The sequence below is a fragment of the Gordonia aurantiaca genome (genome assembly GCF_039939235.1).
Taxonomy (GTDB): Bacteria; Actinomycetota; Actinomycetes; order Mycobacteriales; family Mycobacteriaceae; genus Gordonia.
On record NZ_JBDUUF010000012.1, the window covers coordinates 131,551 to 147,773 of the forward strand.

17 protein-coding genes and 2 pseudogenes are annotated in these 16,223 nt (G+C 67.8%); 9 read left to right on the forward strand and 10 right to left on the reverse strand.

Annotated elements, in window-relative coordinates; all coding sequences use genetic code 11:
- Nucleotides 1–17 precede the first annotated feature (17 nt).
- Together ABFT43_RS19985 and ABFT43_RS19990 are read left to right on the forward strand one after the other, a co-directional pair.
- Entirely contained in the window at nucleotides 18–443 is a 426-nt protein-coding gene (locus ABFT43_RS19985; protein ID WP_006902068.1) for an arsenate reductase ArsC, read from the forward strand.
- The gene (locus ABFT43_RS19990) at nucleotides 440–850 is read left to right on the forward strand and encodes an arsenate-mycothiol transferase ArsC (RefSeq protein WP_347962037.1); all 411 of its coding nucleotides are present in this window, start codon (nucleotides 440–442) and stop codon (nucleotides 848–850) included. Before ABFT43_RS19985 ends, ABFT43_RS19990 begins: the two co-directional genes overlap by 4 nt.
- Before the next feature lie 23 nt (nucleotides 851–873).
- On the opposite strand, the gene ABFT43_RS19995 is transcribed toward ABFT43_RS19990, so the two are convergent.
- Nucleotides 874–1,359, reverse strand: a complete 486-nt coding sequence (locus ABFT43_RS19995; protein ID WP_010844638.1) for an ArsI/CadI family heavy metal resistance metalloenzyme — start codon at nucleotides 1,357–1,359, stop codon at nucleotides 874–876.
- A 97-nt stretch (nucleotides 1,360–1,456) separates the two neighbouring features.
- Between ABFT43_RS19995 and ABFT43_RS20000 the strand changes: the two genes are divergently transcribed.
- Complete coding sequence (locus ABFT43_RS20000; RefSeq protein WP_168699653.1) at nucleotides 1,457–1,819, forward strand: Rv2640c family ArsR-like transcriptional regulator; 363 nt, start codon at nucleotides 1,457–1,459, stop codon at nucleotides 1,817–1,819.
- A 569-nt stretch (nucleotides 1,820–2,388) separates the two neighbouring features.
- Here ABFT43_RS20000 and ABFT43_RS20005 read toward each other — a convergent pair.
- Nucleotides 2,389–2,985, reverse strand: coding sequence for a class I SAM-dependent methyltransferase (locus ABFT43_RS20005; protein ID WP_005193680.1), 597 nt, complete (start codon nucleotides 2,983–2,985; stop codon nucleotides 2,389–2,391).
- Nucleotides 2,986–3,076: 91 nt separating this feature from the next.
- Here ABFT43_RS20005 and ABFT43_RS20010 point away from each other — a divergent pair, with 91 nt between their 5' ends.
- Genes ABFT43_RS20010 through ABFT43_RS20020 form a run of 3 tightly spaced genes read left to right on the forward strand, consistent with a single transcriptional unit; the run spans nucleotide 3,077 to nucleotide 5,987 of the window.
- Nucleotides 3,077–3,478: an ArsR/SmtB family transcription factor gene (locus tag ABFT43_RS20010; protein ID WP_010844639.1), complete on the forward strand. Its 402-nt coding sequence runs from the start codon at nucleotides 3,077–3,079 to the stop codon at nucleotides 3,476–3,478.
- On the forward strand, nucleotides 3,475–5,475 hold the full coding sequence (locus ABFT43_RS20015) for a heavy metal translocating P-type ATPase (protein WP_005193676.1): 2,001 nt from the start codon (nucleotides 3,475–3,477) through the stop codon (nucleotides 5,473–5,475). Before ABFT43_RS20010 ends, ABFT43_RS20015 begins: the two co-directional genes overlap by 4 nt.
- Complete coding sequence (locus tag ABFT43_RS20020) at nucleotides 5,472–5,987, forward strand: signal peptidase II (RefSeq protein WP_005193672.1); 516 nt, start codon at nucleotides 5,472–5,474, stop codon at nucleotides 5,985–5,987. The genes ABFT43_RS20015 and ABFT43_RS20020 overlap by 4 nt, the downstream gene beginning before the upstream one ends.
- A 196-nt stretch (nucleotides 5,988–6,183) precedes the next feature.
- Here ABFT43_RS20020 and ABFT43_RS20025 read toward each other — a convergent pair whose 3' ends face one another.
- Nucleotides 6,184–6,693 carry a hypothetical protein gene (locus ABFT43_RS20025; RefSeq protein WP_181371914.1) on the reverse strand — a complete coding sequence of 170 codons (510 nt, stop codon included), beginning with the start codon at nucleotides 6,691–6,693 and terminating at the stop codon, nucleotides 6,184–6,186.
- Between ABFT43_RS20025 and ABFT43_RS20030 the strand changes: the two genes are divergently transcribed.
- Nucleotides 6,611–7,117, forward strand: coding sequence for a recombinase family protein (locus ABFT43_RS20030; protein WP_308127725.1), 507 nt, complete (start codon nucleotides 6,611–6,613; stop codon nucleotides 7,115–7,117). The two genes, ABFT43_RS20025 and ABFT43_RS20030, sit on opposite strands and share 83 nt — an antisense overlap.
- Before the next feature lie 138 nt (nucleotides 7,118–7,255).
- On the opposite strand, the gene ABFT43_RS20035 is transcribed toward ABFT43_RS20030, so the two are convergent.
- The 5 genes from ABFT43_RS20035 to ABFT43_RS20055 form a co-directional block, all read right to left on the reverse strand.
- Nucleotides 7,256–8,098 carry a F510_1955 family glycosylhydrolase gene (locus ABFT43_RS20035; protein ID WP_109239964.1) on the reverse strand — a complete coding sequence of 281 codons (843 nt, stop codon included), beginning with the start codon at nucleotides 8,096–8,098 and terminating at the stop codon, nucleotides 7,256–7,258.
- Between the two features lie 41 nt (nucleotides 8,099–8,139).
- Nucleotides 8,140–10,302, reverse strand: coding sequence for a heavy metal translocating P-type ATPase (locus ABFT43_RS20040; protein ID WP_109239963.1), 2,163 nt, complete (start codon nucleotides 10,300–10,302; stop codon nucleotides 8,140–8,142).
- A gap of 51 nt (nucleotides 10,303–10,353) precedes the next feature.
- Complete coding sequence (locus ABFT43_RS20045; protein WP_006902509.1) at nucleotides 10,354–10,989, reverse strand: DUF305 domain-containing protein; 636 nt, start codon at nucleotides 10,987–10,989, stop codon at nucleotides 10,354–10,356.
- 76 nt (nucleotides 10,990–11,065) lie between these two features.
- Nucleotides 11,066–12,559, reverse strand: a complete 1,494-nt coding sequence (locus tag ABFT43_RS20050; RefSeq protein ID WP_006902510.1) for a multicopper oxidase family protein — start codon at nucleotides 12,557–12,559, stop codon at nucleotides 11,066–11,068.
- Nucleotides 12,552–12,839, reverse strand: a complete 288-nt coding sequence (locus ABFT43_RS20055) for an SHOCT domain-containing protein (RefSeq protein ID WP_258307303.1) — start codon at nucleotides 12,837–12,839, stop codon at nucleotides 12,552–12,554. The genes ABFT43_RS20050 and ABFT43_RS20055 overlap by 8 nt, the downstream gene beginning before the upstream one ends.
- A gap of 217 nt (nucleotides 12,840–13,056) precedes the next feature.
- Here ABFT43_RS20055 and ABFT43_RS20060 point away from each other — a divergent pair, with 217 nt between their 5' ends.
- Nucleotides 13,057–13,746, forward strand: coding sequence for a response regulator transcription factor (locus tag ABFT43_RS20060; protein WP_040527605.1), 690 nt, complete (start codon nucleotides 13,057–13,059; stop codon nucleotides 13,744–13,746).
- The gene (locus ABFT43_RS20065) at nucleotides 13,743–14,897 is read left to right on the forward strand and encodes a sensor histidine kinase (protein WP_109239961.1); all 1,155 of its coding nucleotides are present in this window, start codon (nucleotides 13,743–13,745) and stop codon (nucleotides 14,895–14,897) included. The genes ABFT43_RS20060 and ABFT43_RS20065 overlap by 4 nt, the downstream gene beginning before the upstream one ends.
- 74 nt (nucleotides 14,898–14,971) lie before the next feature.
- Here the strand turns inward: ABFT43_RS20065 and ABFT43_RS20070 are convergent.
- Both ABFT43_RS20070 and ABFT43_RS20075 read right to left on the reverse strand, forming a co-directional pair.
- Nucleotides 14,972–15,313: pseudogene (locus ABFT43_RS20070) on the reverse strand (transposase); the annotation flags it as partial.
- A 10-nt stretch (nucleotides 15,314–15,323) separates the two neighbouring features.
- Nucleotides 15,324–15,872, reverse strand: a pseudogene (locus ABFT43_RS20075) (ISL3 family transposase); the annotation flags it as partial.
- Nucleotides 15,873–16,223 lie beyond the last annotated feature (351 nt).

Genomic DNA, 16,223 nt, shown 5'->3' on the forward strand with positions numbered 1-16,223 from the left:
GAAAGGGACTGTGTCTCATGTCTTCCTCTCGACCTAGCGTGCTGTTCGTGTGCGTCCACAATGCCGGCCGCTCACAGATGGCCGCGGGGTTCCTCACCGCGCTCAGCCAGGGCAGTGTCGAGGTCCGCTCCGCCGGATCTGCGCCCGCCGACTCAATCAATCCAGCCGCGGTCGAGGCGATGGCTGAAGTCGGTATCGACATCTCGGCACAGTCACCCAAGGTCCTCACCCCCGACACCGTCGAATCCTCCGATGTGGTGATCACCATGGGCTGTGGCGATGCATGCCCAGTATTCCCCGGCGTCAGCTACCGCGACTGGGCCCTCGACGACCCCGCCGGCCAAGGCATCGACGCGGTCCGCCCGATCCGCGATCAGATCCGCGCACTGGTCGCGGACCTCCTCGACGAACTGCTCCCCGCTAACCAGCAGGTCGGCCAGTGAGCACACCACCGCAGGTGCTGTTCGTGTGCGTGTCCAACCGCGGCAAATCGGTGATGGCCGAACACCTCACACCGACAGTCACCGACCGGATCACCCCGTCCTCGGCCGGCACCAGCGCGAAAATCGGCGGCCAGGTCAACGACCTGTCCGCCCAGGCGCTCGCCGAAGTCGGCGCCACCGTGGACGGGCATCAGCCGCGGCAACTCACCGACGAACTGATGCAAACTGCAGATCTCGTCGTGGTGGTCGGCACCGCCGACGTCACCCCACCCGACGGCGTCGCCCTCGAAGTGTGGAACACCGACGAACCCTCCGAACGGGGCATCGACGGTATCGAACGGATGCGACTAATCCGCGACGACATCACCAACCGGATCCGCGCCCTCGCCGACCGCATCGCGCGGTAGGCGAGAGCGCAAGCCACGACCCCTCAGCAGCAAGCAGTGCGCACCTCAGCCGGTTCGGCGGCGCTGCCACCGCAGCACACCGAACCCTGCTCGACGTCATCGTTGGCGTTCTGCTCCAACAGTTTCGGGCTGGTCCCGAACGTGTCGGAGTCGGCGAGCACGGTGTAGACCTCCCACTTCTCGTTCGCCGGTCCGGTCACCCAGACCTTGTCCTGCGTTGCGAAACAGCAGGTGGAGTTGATCTCCTCCTGGGTGAACAGGCCCTCCCCGGACAGCCTGGCGATCTCGGCGTGCACCTTCTCGCTCGATTCGACCTCGACGCCGAGGTGGTTGATCGTGCCGCCCTGGCCGGGGTTCTCTAGCAGCACCAGTTTCAGGGGCGGCTCGACGATCGCGAAGTTGGCGTATCCCGGCTTGCGTTTGGCCGGGGTGGTGTTGAACAGCTTGGAGTAGAACTCGATCGCGGTATCGAGATCATCGACGTTGAGCGCGAGCTGCATACGGGACATGACCATCACCTTCACCTGTGAGACATATATCGAACTACTGACACATGCAGGGTGCCACCTTTTCGACATATGTCAAGTAGGGGCGTACGATCTGGTCATGCCGAAGCCCTTGCCGATGGTCGACATCAGCGCCCCGATCTGCTGCGCACCGGTATCCGCGGCTCCGCTCGATGACGACACCGCCCTAGAAATCGCTCTGCGACTCAAGGCCCTGGCCGATCCCGTTCGGATCAAACTCGTCTCAATCCTGCTTACCGACACCGGTGACGGGACCTGCACCTGCGACCTCGCGACCGCGGTCGGCCTCACCGAAGCCACCACCAGTCACCACCTGGGGCAGCTCCGCAAAGCCGGCATGGTCACCCCCGAGCGCCGCGGCATGAACGTCTACTACCGAGCGCAACCGGACTCGTTGGAAGCACTACGCAACGTTCTCAGCGCTACGACGGGTTGCTGTTGAACGGCGACGGCACGAACTGAGCGAGCCTTATCCGGGTGTCCTTTTGGCAGGCCAACTCCGGTGTCTTTCAGCAGGTCAGCGAGCATGGCGAGCAATCCAGCTCGGCTGGTGGCGGGCAGATCGGATCGGTGATCACGGCGTGGCCGGCGCCAGCGAGGGCGGTGATGCGGGCGGCGACGCTGACCGCGTGCCCGAACAGGTCTCCGTCGCGGACGACTGCGCTGCCGTAGTGGATCGATCCCGGCGCGTAGGGCGATGAATCCGTCTTGACCGGCGGCCGCGGCCGCGGGGGCGGTGATCGTGGCGAGGATCACTTGGGGGGCGTCGGCGGTGAGCATCACCGCATCGCCGATGGCCTTGACCAGCCGCGTGCCCGGTCATAGAGCCTGCCTGCCAGGTCTGAGAGGCCAACCGTATGGCCAGTTCTGCGGCTTCCTGGTCGCCGCAGAACTCGGTGAACACGCTGTATCCGGCGAGGTCGACGAACGCCACCGCGACGTCACGCTGCTCGAGCTCGGCGAGCTCGTCCGAGGGAGGGCCATGGTGATGCCCGTGCAGTGGTGGCGTGGTCATCGGTCACCGGCACGGCGGGCACGGAACCGGGCGAGCGCAGGGTTCTCGCGGACCGTGATGTCGGTCAGAGGCAAAGACGTCAGGCGCAGGCGGAGTTCGCCACGGGGGATGAACCGGTGCGGTGCCCCTTCGAGGTTGTGCAGCAGCCGCGCCGGTGCGCTGCCGAGCAGGTCGTAGCCGACCAGCATTCCGCCGGGCGCGAGCACTCGGGCGGCCTCGGCGAGTGCGCGTTCCCAGTCGATGACGTGGTGCAACATGATGAACGAGACGACGGTGTCGAAGCTTCCGTCCTCGAACGGCAGGGCTGTGGCGTCGGCGACCTGGGCGTGAGCGCGGGCCCCGAAACCCTGCAGCCGATCGCTGGCGGCGGCGACCATGACCGGGTCGAAGTCGGTGACGGTCACATCCACGAGTTCGTCGGGGTTGGTGGTGAGGATCTGCTCGGTCATCGCGCCGGCGCCGCCACCGATTTCAAGGACCCGGCCTCGGGGATGGATGCCTTGCAGCGCCCACGGGAGTACCCACCTGCCGGTGGCCGCCTGCCACGGTGCGCTGCGGCAGAACAGAGACTCGATCGTCGACATCGACGGCATACCAACAGCTCCCACCTCTCGCCCGGCCGCGCCTGCTGCCACTTCTTCGTGATGATTCGATTACAGCACACAATGCCGCTATCATCGTCATATGACGATGAATGAGTGCTCGGTGGCGACTGGGGCGGACCTCGATCCCGCGGTGGCGTTGTTCCACAGCCTCTCCGATGGGACCCGTCTGGCAATCGCAACCCGCCTCGCGCACGGTGGCGAGGCCCGGGTGGCGGATCTGATGGCGGAGCTGGGGTTGGCGCAATCGACGGTCTCCGCGCACGTGGCGTGCTTACGGGACTGTGGGCTCGTCGAAGGCCGCCCGCAGGGGCGGCAGGTGTTCTACAGCCTGGCCCGACCGGAGCTGATGGACGTGCTCGCCGCCGCCGAAACCCTCCTGGCAGCGACCGGAAACGCGGTTGTGTTGTGCCCGAACTACGGCACCGACGCCACCACCTCCTGCTGCACAACGGGCGACACGAAGGCGGGGGTGCGGCGATGAGCGACGCATGCGGATGCGGGCACGACGAACCGGCCAGTGAGGACGAGCAGGCTCCGGAGCACTGGTGGCAGGTGCGGGAGCTGCAGGCTGCCGCCGCGGCCGCGGTGTTCCTGCTCGCCGCGTACATCACCAGCTGGTCCGGCGGCCCCGAACCGGTCGCGCTCGCCCTGGAGTGGGTGGCGCTGCTGATCGGGGCGTGGACATTCGTCCCCTCGACCCTGAGCCGGTTGGCGAAGGGCAAAATTGGCGTCGGCACCCTGATGACGATTGCTGCGGTCGGCGCGGTGATCCTCGGCGAGGTCGGCGAAGCCGCGATGCTCGCTGTGCTGTTCTCCATCAGCGAAGGCCTTGAGGAGTACGCCGTCGCCCGCACCCGCCGCGGGCTGCGGGCGCTACTAAATCTGGTCCCGGACTCCGCGACCGTGCTCCGCGACGGCACCCCGGTCACCGTCTCCCCGGCGGAATTGGCCGTCGGGGACCAGATGTTGGTCAAACCCGGCGAGCGGATCGCCACCGACGGCACCATCACCGAAGGCCGCACCGCACTGGATGTTTCGGCGATCACCGGCGAATCCGTGCCTGTCGAAGCCGGACCCGGCACGCAGGTCTACGCCGGGTCGATCAACAGCACCGGCGCCCTGAGCGTGCATGTCACCAGCACGGCGGAGAACAACTCGCTGGCCAAGATCGTGCAGATCGTCGAGGCCGAACAGTCCCGCAAGGGCGACGCGCAACGCCTCGCCGACCGGATCGCCAAGCCCCTGGTACCGGCGATCATGATCTTCGCCGCCGCCATTGCGATCCTCGGCTCCCTGCTCGGTGACCCGGCCACGTGGATCGAACGGGCCCTGGTCGTGCTCGTCGCCGCGTCGCCGTGTGCGCTGGCGATCTCTGTGCCGGTGACCGTGGTCGCGGCGATCGGCGCCGCCAGCAAGATCGGCGTCCTGGTCAAAGGAGGTGCCGCCCTCGAAGCCCTCGGCCGGGTCCGCACCGTCGCCCTCGACAAGACCGGCACTCTGACCGCGAACCGGCCCACCGTCGTCGACATCGCCACCACCCCCACCGACACCGCTGCTCCTAGCACCGGGAGCAGCCTGGGCGACCGCACTCCGGGCCAGGAGCGGGTGCTCGCCGTCGCCGCGGCGCTGGAAGCGCACAGCGAACACCCGCTCGCCCGCGCGATCCTCGCCGCCCACGGCGAGACCACCGCCGCGCGCGATGTGCAGGCTGTTCCCGGGGCCGGCCTGACCGGCCTCGTCGACGGACGGCCCGCGCGGCTGGGCCGTCCCGACTGGATCGAGCCCGGCCCGCTCGATGAGCGGGTCGCGGCCATGCAGGCCGACGGCGCCACCGCCGTCCTGATCGAACACGACGGTCAGGTCATCGGCGCGGTCGCCGTCCGTGACGAGCTTCGCCCCGAAGCCGGCGCGGTAATCGAGCACCTGCACCGCATCGGCGCCACGGTCGCGATGCTCACCGGCGACAACACCGCCACCGCCAACGCGCTGGCGAAGATCGCCGGCATCGACGACGTACACGCCGACCTCCGCCCCGAAGACAAGGCCCGCATCATCGGCGACCTCCGAACGAACTCGTTCACCGCGATGGTCGGCGACGGCATCAACGACGCTCCCGCCCTGGCCACCGCCGACCTCGGCATCGCCATGGGCGCAATGGGATCGGACGTAGCGATCGAAACCGCCGACGTCGCCCTCATGGGCGAAGACCTCCGCACCCTCCCGCAGGCACTCGATCACGCCCGCCGCGCCCGGAAGATCATGCTGCAGAACGTCGGCCTGTCCCTCGCCCTGATCGCGATCCTCATCCCTCTCGCGCTGTTCGGGATACTCGGCCTCGCCGCCGTCGTCGCCGTCCACGAACTCGCCGAGATCGTCGTCATCGCCAACGGAGTCCGCGCCGGCCGGGTCAAAGCGCTAGCCCGGGCGAGGACCGGAACTGGCCAGCGGACTCCGTCCGTAGTGACGGTCGGGCAGTGATCACCGCGGTTCCGGTGGCGCACCGCCGCGTACGCCTCACACGGCGGTGCGGGCTGCTGGCCGTCGCTGTCGGACTCGCGGCCACCGATCTGGCCGTCAAGGCATGGGCCACAAGCGCGCTCGCGGACGGCGCAGTCATCGGAACGGGGCCGGTGCAGCTGCGGCTGGCATTCAATCCGGGCGCGGCGTTTTCGATCGCCGCCGATGCCCCGGCATGGGTGCTGCCCACAGTCACCGGAATCATCACCTTCATCGTCGCGGTCACCTCCTGGCGGATGGCGCCAGGCACCGGGCACCTCGGGCGGCTGGGGTTAGCAGCGATCCTCGGCGGGGCAAGCGCCAATCTCATCGATCGGTTCCCCGACGGAGTGGTCACTGACTATCTCCACACCGGTTGGTGGCCAACGTTCAACCTCGCTGACACATTCATCGTCGGCGGCGCTGCCATCTTGATCACCCTCACCGCATTCAGGAGTCCCGACGAACGAGCGCAGCATTCACCCGAGCGCTGACCCCCCGTTACCTTCTTCGTGGCCCCGCGGTGCGGGACTACGAAGAAGGTAACGGGGGGTTCGGGTGATGCTCTCGGCTCACCACAGGTGGCGGTGAGGGCAGGGGCCGGCGGCCTATGCCGGCCTGGGGCCGTGAAATGCATCTGGCCCCGCCGAGATCGTTGTCTCGACGGGGCCAGATGGGCAGACCGTGGTACTACCGGGAGGGGCCGTTGTGATCTCGTTGCCGATGGGGATCACGGCGGTCTGTTGCAGCACCTGGTGCCGGTCGTGCTCCGGCCACTGGCGAGGTGCGTGCGATTCCCCGCGAGGCGACTGCTGCGGCACGTTGTGCCGGGGTCATGGGTTGCCGGGCGCCGGGGAGGCCGTCGAACTGTGCGGCGGGGACGTGCAGTTGAGCTTCCGCTTGGTTCTTCTCTGCCGCGTACGCGGCGGCGCGACTTTCCTCAATGCGTTGCGCCGCGACGCGGTACTCCTCGCGGGAGTTGAGGCCGGCTTCCTCGACTGTGTAGTTGGTCGGGTTCCACTGCAGCGACCAGCCGGGTTGACGGCCGGCGACTTTGAGTCGTTCGGCTGCGGCTGCACGCGCAGCCTGCGCTTCGGGTGTGCTCGCTTCGGCGGCGATAGCCGACTTGATCTGTTCGAGCTCGACTCGCTTGTCGCGTAGTTCGCGGATCTGGACCGAGACCGCCAGCGGTGCCACCACTGCCCGGCCGCAACTCGATGACCTGTTCTCTCACCTTCGGCCTGGGGACACCCTGGTGGTGTGGCGACTCGATCGACTCGGCCGCTCACTGCCACATCTGCTTCAGGTCGTCACCGACCTCGAAGAGCGCGGCATCGGCTTCCGGTCGGTGACCGAATCGATCGACACCACCACCGCCGGCGGCAAGCTGATCTTCTCCATCTTCGGCGCGCTCGCCGAGTTCGAACGCAACCTCATCCGCGAACGCACCTCGGCCGGCCTCGCCGCAGCCCGGGCTCGCGGTCGGGTCGGGGGGCGGCCGCCGAAGATGACGCCGAAGAAGATCAAGCAGGCCAGGTTGATGCGCGACAACGGGATGAGTCAGACCGAAATCGCGGAGATCCTCGGAGTCGGTCGCACGACGCTGTATCGCCATCTGAAGTAGTAGTACCGCACCGACATTTTCGAAAGGGTGGCGCCTGTTGTCCTCCACTGACTCACCGAGGCCGACGCGGCCCCGCAGCTGCTACCGCCCTACTCGGTCGGTGTCGCTGAGTGTCGGGACGCGCCCGGCAGTGCCGGATCACTCGAGGGCGTAGAGATCGTGCGCGGTGGCGGCATAGGCGGTGTCGGCATCGACGGCCAGCAACGCTTCGACCGGACCGACCACGGCCTTCTGTTCCCATGTTCGGCCGGTGTGGCTGCGCCAGGCGACACCCTCAGTGTCGACACCCCACAGGGAGCCGTCACCGGCGGCGGAGAGCAACACCAGCGTGGGGGCTTCGGGAACGGCGGTGAAGGTCCGGGCACCGTCGGTGCTGTGCTGCAACCCGTCGGCGGTGGCCGCCCAGACACCATCGTCGGTAACGGCCAGGGCTGCGGCGGCCAGCGGGGCTCCGGCGCTCCAGGTGGCGCCAGCGTCGGTGGAGACCAACAGCCCGGTGGTCCCGTCGAAACCGACGAGCACCGTCCCGTCGGTGGCCAGAGCGTGGAAATCCACTTCTCCGGCAAGGGATTTCGGGGTCCAGGTGCGACCACCATCGGTACTGTCGATCAATCCGAGCGGGTTCGGTGCCGAACTCGATGGTCCGGGATGCCCGGAGGCGAAGAGCCGATCGGTGCCGGGCACCCCGGTCAGTCCCATGAAGTCGTCGTCGGAGGTGCCGACCCGGCTGGTGTGCCCGTCAATGCCGAGGGTGACCAGGCCGGTGTGGGTGCCGGCCAGGATCGTGCCGTCGGCACCGAGGTGCAGCCCGTGCAGGTGATCGAGGGCAGGGGTCAATGCCACCGCGGGCACCTCCGCGGTCGGGACAGACCCCGATCGGGTCGGTGTCGTACCGGGCTGCTGGGTCGAGCATCCGACGAGCACGGTCAGGGCAGCGGCGACGAGCACACCCCGGCAGGGGCGCGCGAACGATATCCACATGGACGCAGAAGAACTTTCTCTCTGGGGCAGGGCCACGCAGGTCAGGTGCGGGCCAGGTGGGCGGGGTCGAGGTCGAGGCGGCGCAACAGTTGTGCATTGAGGGCAACGACGATGGTCGAAACCGACATGAGCACCGCGGCCACCGCCGGGGAGATCGCCACCCCGGCGAAGGCGAGCACACCGGCGGCCAGGGGCACGGCGATGATGTTGTAGCCGGTCGCCCACACCAGGTTCTGCCACATCTTCCGGTAACTGGAGTGGGAGAGTTCGATGATCGACAGCACCGCCCGCGGATCGTTCGCCGCCAGCACCACCCCGGCGGATTCGATCGCCACATCGGTGCCGGCACCGATGGCCACTCCCACATCCGCCCGAGCCAGGGCCGGGGCGTCGTTCACGCCGTCGCCGACCATGGCGACCTTGTGCCCGCGTTGCTGCAGTTCGGTGACCTTCGCGTCCTTGTGCTCGGGCAGCACTTCGGCGAAGACCTCGTCGATGCCGAGATCGGCGGCCACCGCGTCGGCGACCTGCCGGGCATCACCGGTGATCATCGCGACCTTGACTCCGCGGGCGTGCAGGGCGTCGATCGCCTGGCGGGACTCCTCACGGACCGCGTCCTCGAGCGCCACGGCACCGAGCACCCGATCACCTTCGGCGATGTGCAGCACCGACGCTCCGCGCTGCACCCACTGTTCGGTGACGGCGGTGACCTCGGCCGGTACCGACAACGACAGGTCGGTCAGCATCGCGGGTCCGCCGACGGTGACCTCGGTGCCGTCGACGACCGCGCGCACGCCACGGCCGGGCAGCGATCGGAAGTCGGTGGCGGTGATCTTCTCGCCCGTCGGGACACTGGTGCCCGCCGCGGCCACGATCGCGTGCGCGACGGGATGTTCGCTGTCGGCTTCGACTGCGGCGGCGCGGGCCAGCAGATACGATTCGCTGATTCCGTGGGCGGTCGTGACGCCGGTGACCTGGTGCCGGCCCTGGGTGAGGGTGCCGGTCTTGTCGAACAGGACCACCTCGACGGTGCGCATGCGTTCGAGGGCGAGACGGTCCTTCACCAGCACACCGGCCTTGGCGGCGCGTTCGGTGGAGATCGCGATCACCAGCGGGATCGCCAACCCCAGGGCGTGGGGACACGCGATGACCAACACGGTGACCGTGCGCACCACCGCTTCGTCGACGTTGCCGAGCAACGCCCACACCACGAAGGTGAGCAGACCGCTGATCGCGGCGAAGTAGAACAAGAACGCCGCGGCCTTGTCCGCCAACGCCTGCGCCCGCGACGAGGACGCCTGAGCGTCGGCGACCATGCGTTGGATACCGGCCAGGGCAGTGTTCTCACCGACGGCGGTGATCCGCACGCGCAGGGCGCTGTCGGTGGCGACGGTACCGGCGACCACCGTGTCGCCGCTTCCGCGGGTGACGGTCTTCGATTCGCCAGTGATCATCGATTCGTCGACCTCGGCGCGGCCGGCGACGACGGTGCCGTCCGCGGGCACCCGGGCCCCGGCCCGCACGAGCACCACGTCGTCGAGGGCCAACTCCGACAACGGCACCTCCTCGGTGCCGTCGTCGGTGACCTTCTCGGCGGTGTCGGGCAGCATCGCCGCCAACGCGTCGAGGGCTCCCGAGGCCGAGCCGAGGGCGCGCATCTCGAGCCAGTGCCCGAGCAGCATGATCACGATCAGCAGCGCCAGTTCCCACCAGAAGTCCAGGTCGAAACCGCCGAGGCCGAGGGTGGTGATCCACGAGGCGGCGAAGGCGACGCTGATGGCCATCGCGATCAGCAGCATCATTCCCGGTCGGCGCGAGCGCAGTTCGGCCCAGCCTCCGGTGAGGAACGGCATGCCGCCGTAGACGAAGATCACCGTGCCCAGCACCGGCGGGATCCACATGGCGCCGGGGAAGTCCGGCATGGGGTAGCCGAGCAACTCGGCAACCATGTGGCTGAATCCCACGACCGGGATCGACAGGATCAGCGACACCCAGAAACGCCGTCGGAACATCTCTCCGTGCGTGCCGTGCCCACCATGATCGCCGTGGCCGGCATGAGGGTCCGACCCGACATGCGCGAGATGCTCGCCGTATCCGGCGTGCGCATCGTGCGGCTGCGGGGGCGGGCTCTGTACGTCGGCGCTGTGCTCGTGCCCGGTGGGCGCCTGAGCCGGGCGGGTGTGTCCGTGCTCCGGGTGCGACATCGAAAGCCTCCTGGGTGGCGGGCCGAGAGGAACCGGCCGGGGGTCGGCCGGTTACAGGGTGGTCAGCAGCTGGCGCATGGTGTCGATTTCCTGCTGCTGGGTATCGACGATGGTGCGGGCCATCGCCACCGCGTCGGGGAACTGCCCGTCCTCGATCTCGGTCTGCGCCATGTCGACGGCGCCTTCGTGGTGGGCGATCATCTGCTCGAGGAACAGGCGGGCCGCGTCGGTGCCCTGCGCATCCGCCAACGCTTGCATGTCTTCCTCGCTCATCATCCCCTCCATCTCGGCCATACCGCCGTCCATGCCGGGCATGTCGTGGTCGCTCTCGGGCATCTTGGTGGGTTCGCCCCACTGGTCGAGCCAGCTCTCGAGTTGGTCGATCTCCGGGCCCTGGGCGGTCTTGATCTGCTCGGCCAGGGCGGTGACCTCGGCGGGGATGTTGTCCTTGGCCAGGAGCATGTCGCTCATCTCGATGGCCTGGCTGTGGTGCGGGAGCATCATCTGCGCGAACATCACATCGGCGTCGTTGTGGGCTGTGGCCTGTTCGGCGGGTGTGCCCGCCGAGGCCGGCGCGGTCGAGGTCGCGACCGTGGTGCCGGTGTCGGAGTCGGAATCGCTGCACGCGGTTGCAGCGAATACCACGGCCAGGGCTGTGGCGCCGACGGCGAGGGTCTTCTTGTTCATCAAGGGGTGTTCCTTTCTCGGACAAGCACAGGCATCGTGATGGCGCAGCTCGGCACCGCCGGACGGCGGGCCCGGGTCACGCCAGGTAGGACACGGTCGTCATCATTCCGGCCTCCTGGTGATAAGCGTTGTGACAGTGCAGTGCCCATTGGCCGGGGTTGTCGGTGTCGAATTCGATCTCGACGGTGCGCATCGGCCCGATGGTGACGGTGTCCTTGCGCAGACCGGTGTCGGTGAGCGCGAAAGTGTGTCCGTGCAGGTGCATCGGGTGGAACATGTCCGACATGTTGCGCATCCGCATGCGCACCCGCTGTCCCTCGTTGACGTTCAGCGGCGCGCTGTTCGGGTGGGCGCGGCCGTTGAGGGTCCAGCGGTACGGCGACATCGTCCCGCCCATATCCACACTGTGATACAGATCGTGATCACGCTCGGCCAGACGCACATACTCCCGGGGCGCAAGATCGGTGCCGAGCAGCACCCGCCGATCCAGCTCGTCGGGGCGAGGCTGGATCGGCAGTTCGCCGGAGGCGGTGCGCACCACCGCCTGTCCGTACCCGGTCTTGCCCTCGGCCTGAGCGAACAGCGGGAACACCCCGTCGCTGAGGGTAACCAGCACGTCGAATCGCTCGCCCATGCCGATCAGCAGTGCGTCGGTGTCCTGCGGTACCACCGGGAACCCGTCGGTGTGGGTGACCGTCATCCGGTGACCGCCCAACGCGACCCGGAAGGCGGTGTCGGCGGCGGCGTTGACGAACCGGATCCGTGCCCGCTGTCCGGGTGCGGCGGTCAAGACCATCGGATCATCCGGCACGCGCCCGCCGACCAGAAAGTGGGGATAGCTCACGTCCCCGGCACCGCCGAGGAGCGGTGAGAGCATCGTTTCCTCACCCATGTCCATACCGCCCATGTCCATGGCGCCGTGATCCATCCCGCCCATTCCGGTGCCGATGCCGAGCTCGCGGGCCACGTCGTCGGGGGTACGTCCGGTGCCGTCGAGCCAATCGTCGAGCACCACGATCCACTCGTGCTCGTAGTCGCCCGGCTCGGCCGGATCATCGACGATCAGCGCGCCGTAGAGCCCGCGGTCGAGTTGCAGACCCGAATGCGAGTGATAGAAGTACGTGCCCGCATGAGGGACGGTGAACTCGTAGACGAACCTGTCTCCGGCAGCGATCGGGTCCTGCGTCAGCCCCGGCACCCCGTCCATATCGTTGCTCAACGCCAGCCCGTGCCAGTGCACACTCGTCTCCACCGGCAGCTGGTTGTCCACCTCCACCCGCAGCAGATCCCCGGCGCGGGCGCGGAGCAGTGGCCCCGGCACCTGGTCGTCATAGGACCAGGTAGACACGATGCGGCCGCCCAGGTCCACCTCGACCGGACGCGGTGTCAACCGGGCCGAGGCCACCTGCTGGCCCGGGGAGCGGCGCTGCTGTTCGAGACGACGCACCGCCGGTGACGTGGCGGTCACCGGGACGCCGGTCGCGGCTCCCGACGCGGAACAGGAGGCGAGAACCCCAGCACCGGTGAGGATCGAGCCGATCAGAAAGGCCCGGCGGGGAACCCTAACCACGGGCCTGCTCCTGCTGCTCACCGGTCGAGGCGGCGCCACCGGACTGCGTCAACGTCCGTCGACGGGACACGAACTCATCGGATGTGATATCGCCACGGGCGAAACGCTTTTCGAGCGTCCGAAGTGGATCGTCCTGCTGCTCGGTGTGGGCAGGACCGTCTGCGCGGTCGGTACGGAACAAGGTGGCCACCAGATAGATCACCACCGCCCAGAACACGAGCATGCACACCGTCATGACGGCCCATCCCGCCCACCCGACGTCACCGACCCAACCCATCATGGTCGCCTCCATCCTTCGGTTTCGTACCTTCAGCCTCGGGCACCCACCCCCAGGTTCGGTGGAGGTCGTATGAAGATTTGCTCAAGAAGCCCGCCGCGGCGCCGGCGCCGGGACGGTGCTGGCGATGATGGACCCCATGACGTCCTCCCCTGCTCGCCCACCCGCATCCGGCAGCGACCCGGCGACACCGGCGCGACCCTCGACCGGTCTGCGGGCGATGGTCGTCGAGGACGAACCGTCTTTGGCGAATCTGGTGGGCTCCTATCTCGAGCGGGACGGTTTCGAGGTCGCGATCACCGGTGACGGCTCCGAGGCCGTTCCCCTCGCCCGGCAGGTCGATCCCGATGTGGTGGTCCTCGACCTGGGGTTGCCAGGCTTGGACGGGGTGGAGGTGTGTCGGCAGTTGCGGACCTTCTCCGACGCCTACGTCGTGATGCTCACCGCCCGCACGGAAGAGATCGACACCCTGATCGGACTGTCCGTCGGCGCCGACGACTATATGACCAAACCGTTCAGCCCCCGCGAACTGACCGCCCGCATCCAGGCCATGTTGCGCCGCCCCCGCTCCACCACCGCCGCAGCCCCAGCCACCGCCGTGTCGCCACCGCGTCGTTTCGGGGACCTGAGCCTCGACGTCAACGGCCGCGAGGTCACTGTCGCCGGGCAATCGGTCGCGCTGACCCGCACCGAATTCGACATCCTCGCCGCCCTCGCGCGTGATCCCGGCGTGGTCCTCACCCGCGCCCAGCTGATCGAGGCGGTGTGGGGGCCGAGCTGGGTCGGTGACGAACACCTGGTCGACGTGCACATCGGGCACCTGCGCCGCAAACTCGGCGACGATGCCGCACGCGGCCGGTACGTGCGCACCGTCCGCGGTGTCGGCTACCGAATGGGCACCGGATCATGACCGGCCGATCATCCGCACCGGGTGGGTCCCTGCGCCGCACCGCCAGTGCCTCGAGTTTCGGTACCCGACTGTTCCTCGCCCTGACCGTGGTGGTGCTCGGCTGCGCCGTCAGCGCCTGGATCGTGGCCTCCGCGCTCGCGCCCGGCATCTTTCACGATCATCTCGGGCAGGCCGGAATCGACCACAACTCCAGCCAGGCCGGTCACGTCGAAGAAGCCTTCACTTGGGCGATCATCCTCGCCTGGGGGCTGGCCATTGCCATCGCGGTGCTGCTGTCACTGGCGGTGAGCTGGTACATCACCCGGCGCGTCCAACGGTCGCTGACCGCGGTGACCACATCCACCGCGCAGATCGCCGCCGGCCACTACGACACCCGCATGCACAGCCCCGGCCTCGGCCGCGAATTCGACCAGCTGACCGTGACCGTCAACGAACTCGCCCGCCGTCTCGAGGCCACCGAAACCACCCGACGCCGGATGCTCGCCGACCTCGGCCACGAGATGCGCACCCCGATCGCCACTCTCGATTCCTACCTCGAAGCCCTCGAAGACGGCGTCCGCAGCCCGGACGAGGACACCCTGCAAATCCTGCGTTCCGCCACCCATCGACTCGACCGGCTCGCCCAGGACATCACCGCTGTCTCCCGCGCCGAGGAACATCTCACCCGCATCACCCCGGTGCCCACCGACACCGCAACCCTGATCAACGCCGCCGTCGAAGCGGCCCGAACGCGATACGACGACAATGGCGTCACCCTCGAGACCCGCATCGACCGATCCGTGCCGGTCACCGTCGACCCGGACCGATTCGGACAGGTACTGGGCAACCTGCTCGACAACGCGCTGCGCCACACCCCCGACGGGGGCACCGTCACCATTACCTGCCGGCAGGCCGGTCCCACCCACGCCGAGATTGTCGTCGCCGACACCGGAGAAGGGATCGCCGCCGAACACCTCGACCACCTCTTCGACCGCTTCTACCGAGCCGACCTCGCCCGCAACCGCCGCCACGGTGGCAGTGGCATCGGCCTGACCATCACTCGCGCGCTGGTCGAGTCACACGGAGGCCGGATCCGGGCCGCCAGTGACGGTCCCGGGCGCGGAGCACGTTTCACTATCGATCTGCCCATCACCGGTACTACCCGCGTGTAGTGGCGCCCGCCTCGCGAAGGGTCAAGTCCCGTGAGGTGGTGTGCGAGGTCCTCGCGTGATTCCTCGTCGTCGGGTTATGCAGTCAACGCCGGTGTCACCTCCTCCGTCGGTTCGGTGACGGTCTGAGCGGGTGTGTTGCTGCGGGAACGGGCAAGGACGTCGAGTCCGAGATAGCGACGCCCTTCGATCCACTCGTCGTGCTGTTCGGCGAGCACCGCTCCGACCAGTCGGATCAATGCAGTCCGGTCGGGGAAGATCCCGACCACATCGGTGCGACGCCGGATCTCCTTGTTCAGCCGCTCCTGCGGATTGTTCGACCAGATCTGCCGCCAGATCTGCTTCGGAAACGCGGTGAACGCCAGCAGGTCCGCTCGCGCTGCGTCGAGATGCTCCGCGACCTTGGGTAGTTTCGAGGCTCTTCCTGATTCAGAGTGCGTGCAAGCGTTCTGCCAGGCCGCCGGAGTGGATGAGTGACCGCAAGATGTAGTGGTTGAGGTTGCGGAAGCCGAGCGCGATCCCGCGTAGGTGTTCCAAGCGTCCGTTGATCGCTTCGACCGGGCCGTTGGAGGCACCGGTGTCGAAGTAGGCCAGGATCTCGGTCCGTCGAGCCCACAGCGAGCGGCCGAGTTGGGCGAGTTCGGCGAGTTCTTTCGGCACGCCGGTGTGGATGCGTTTGAGCAGCTTGTACATCGCGATCTTCCCGTCACGCTTGTGCGGCTGGTCGTAGGCGTCAATCAGGTCCTGATAGACGGCGTAGGTGACCGCGACCGCCAGATGTTCCTCACGCGCTTGGAGGCCGTTGGTGATGCGGGTCTTCTGCTTGTCGGTCAACAAGCCGATTCGGGTGAGCAGGGGGCGGCGGATGCCGTAGAGCGGGTCCCCGCTACGGCCGCGGTGTCCGCACGTATCCTGTTGCACGCGTTGACGACACACCGTGAGCTTGTCGGCGGCCAAGTGCACCACATGAAACGGATCCGCTGCAAATGTGGGAAGTCGAAGTCGCCGGTGACCAGGTCGGGGTTTCGGTCGAGTTCGTTGACTCGCACGAACGCCATGCGGCGTTCGAATTCTCGTAACTCTTGCGGATCGGCGTAGCCGATCCGCTGTGTCGGCGGTTACCGTGAGTGGTATGTCTGCTGTTGAGCGTGTGTTGTCTGGTCTGTGGGTGCCGTCGCTGTCTGAGGTGCGGGCTGTGGCTGAGGGCCGTTCTCGCGCTGAGGCTGCGCGGGTGGATCTGTTGTGGCGCGAGGCGATGCCCCCGGGGGTGGAGGCTCATATCTTCTGAGCCTCCACCCCCCCTGGGGCCGGTCTAGGCGAAGTCCTCCG

What these genes read in the sequence shown, in the direction of transcription:
- ABFT43_RS19985 (WP_006902068.1), top strand. Translation starts at nt 18, where the DNA reads ATGTCTTCCTCTCGACCTAGCGTGCTGTTCGTGTGCGTCCACAATGCC.
- ABFT43_RS19995 (WP_010844638.1), bottom strand. Translation starts at nt 1,359, where the DNA reads ATGTCCCGTATGCAGCTCGCGCTCAACGTCGATGATCTCGATACCGCG.
- ABFT43_RS20000 (WP_168699653.1), top strand. Translation starts at nt 1,457, where the DNA reads ATGCCGAAGCCCTTGCCGATGGTCGACATCAGCGCCCCGATCTGCTGC.
- ABFT43_RS20005 (WP_005193680.1), bottom strand. Translation starts at nt 2,985, where the DNA reads ATGCCGTCGATGTCGACGATCGAGTCTCTGTTCTGCCGCAGCGCACCG.
- ABFT43_RS20010 (WP_010844639.1), top strand. Translation starts at nt 3,077, where the DNA reads ATGACGATGAATGAGTGCTCGGTGGCGACTGGGGCGGACCTCGATCCC.
- ABFT43_RS20015 (WP_005193676.1), top strand. Translation starts at nt 3,475, where the DNA reads ATGAGCGACGCATGCGGATGCGGGCACGACGAACCGGCCAGTGAGGAC.
- ABFT43_RS20035 (WP_109239964.1), bottom strand. Translation starts at nt 8,098, where the DNA reads ATGTGGATATCGTTCGCGCGCCCCTGCCGGGGTGTGCTCGTCGCCGCT.
- ABFT43_RS20040 (WP_109239963.1), bottom strand. Translation starts at nt 10,302, where the DNA reads ATGTCGCACCCGGAGCACGGACACACCCGCCCGGCTCAGGCGCCCACC.
- ABFT43_RS20045 (WP_006902509.1), bottom strand. Translation starts at nt 10,989, where the DNA reads ATGAACAAGAAGACCCTCGCCGTCGGCGCCACAGCCCTGGCCGTGGTA.
- ABFT43_RS20055 (WP_258307303.1), bottom strand. Translation starts at nt 12,839, where the DNA reads ATGATGGGTTGGGTCGGTGACGTCGGGTGGGCGGGATGGGCCGTCATG.
- ABFT43_RS20060 (WP_040527605.1), top strand. Translation starts at nt 13,057, where the DNA reads ATGGTCGTCGAGGACGAACCGTCTTTGGCGAATCTGGTGGGCTCCTAT.
- ABFT43_RS20065 (WP_109239961.1), top strand. Translation starts at nt 13,743, where the DNA reads ATGACCGGCCGATCATCCGCACCGGGTGGGTCCCTGCGCCGCACCGCC.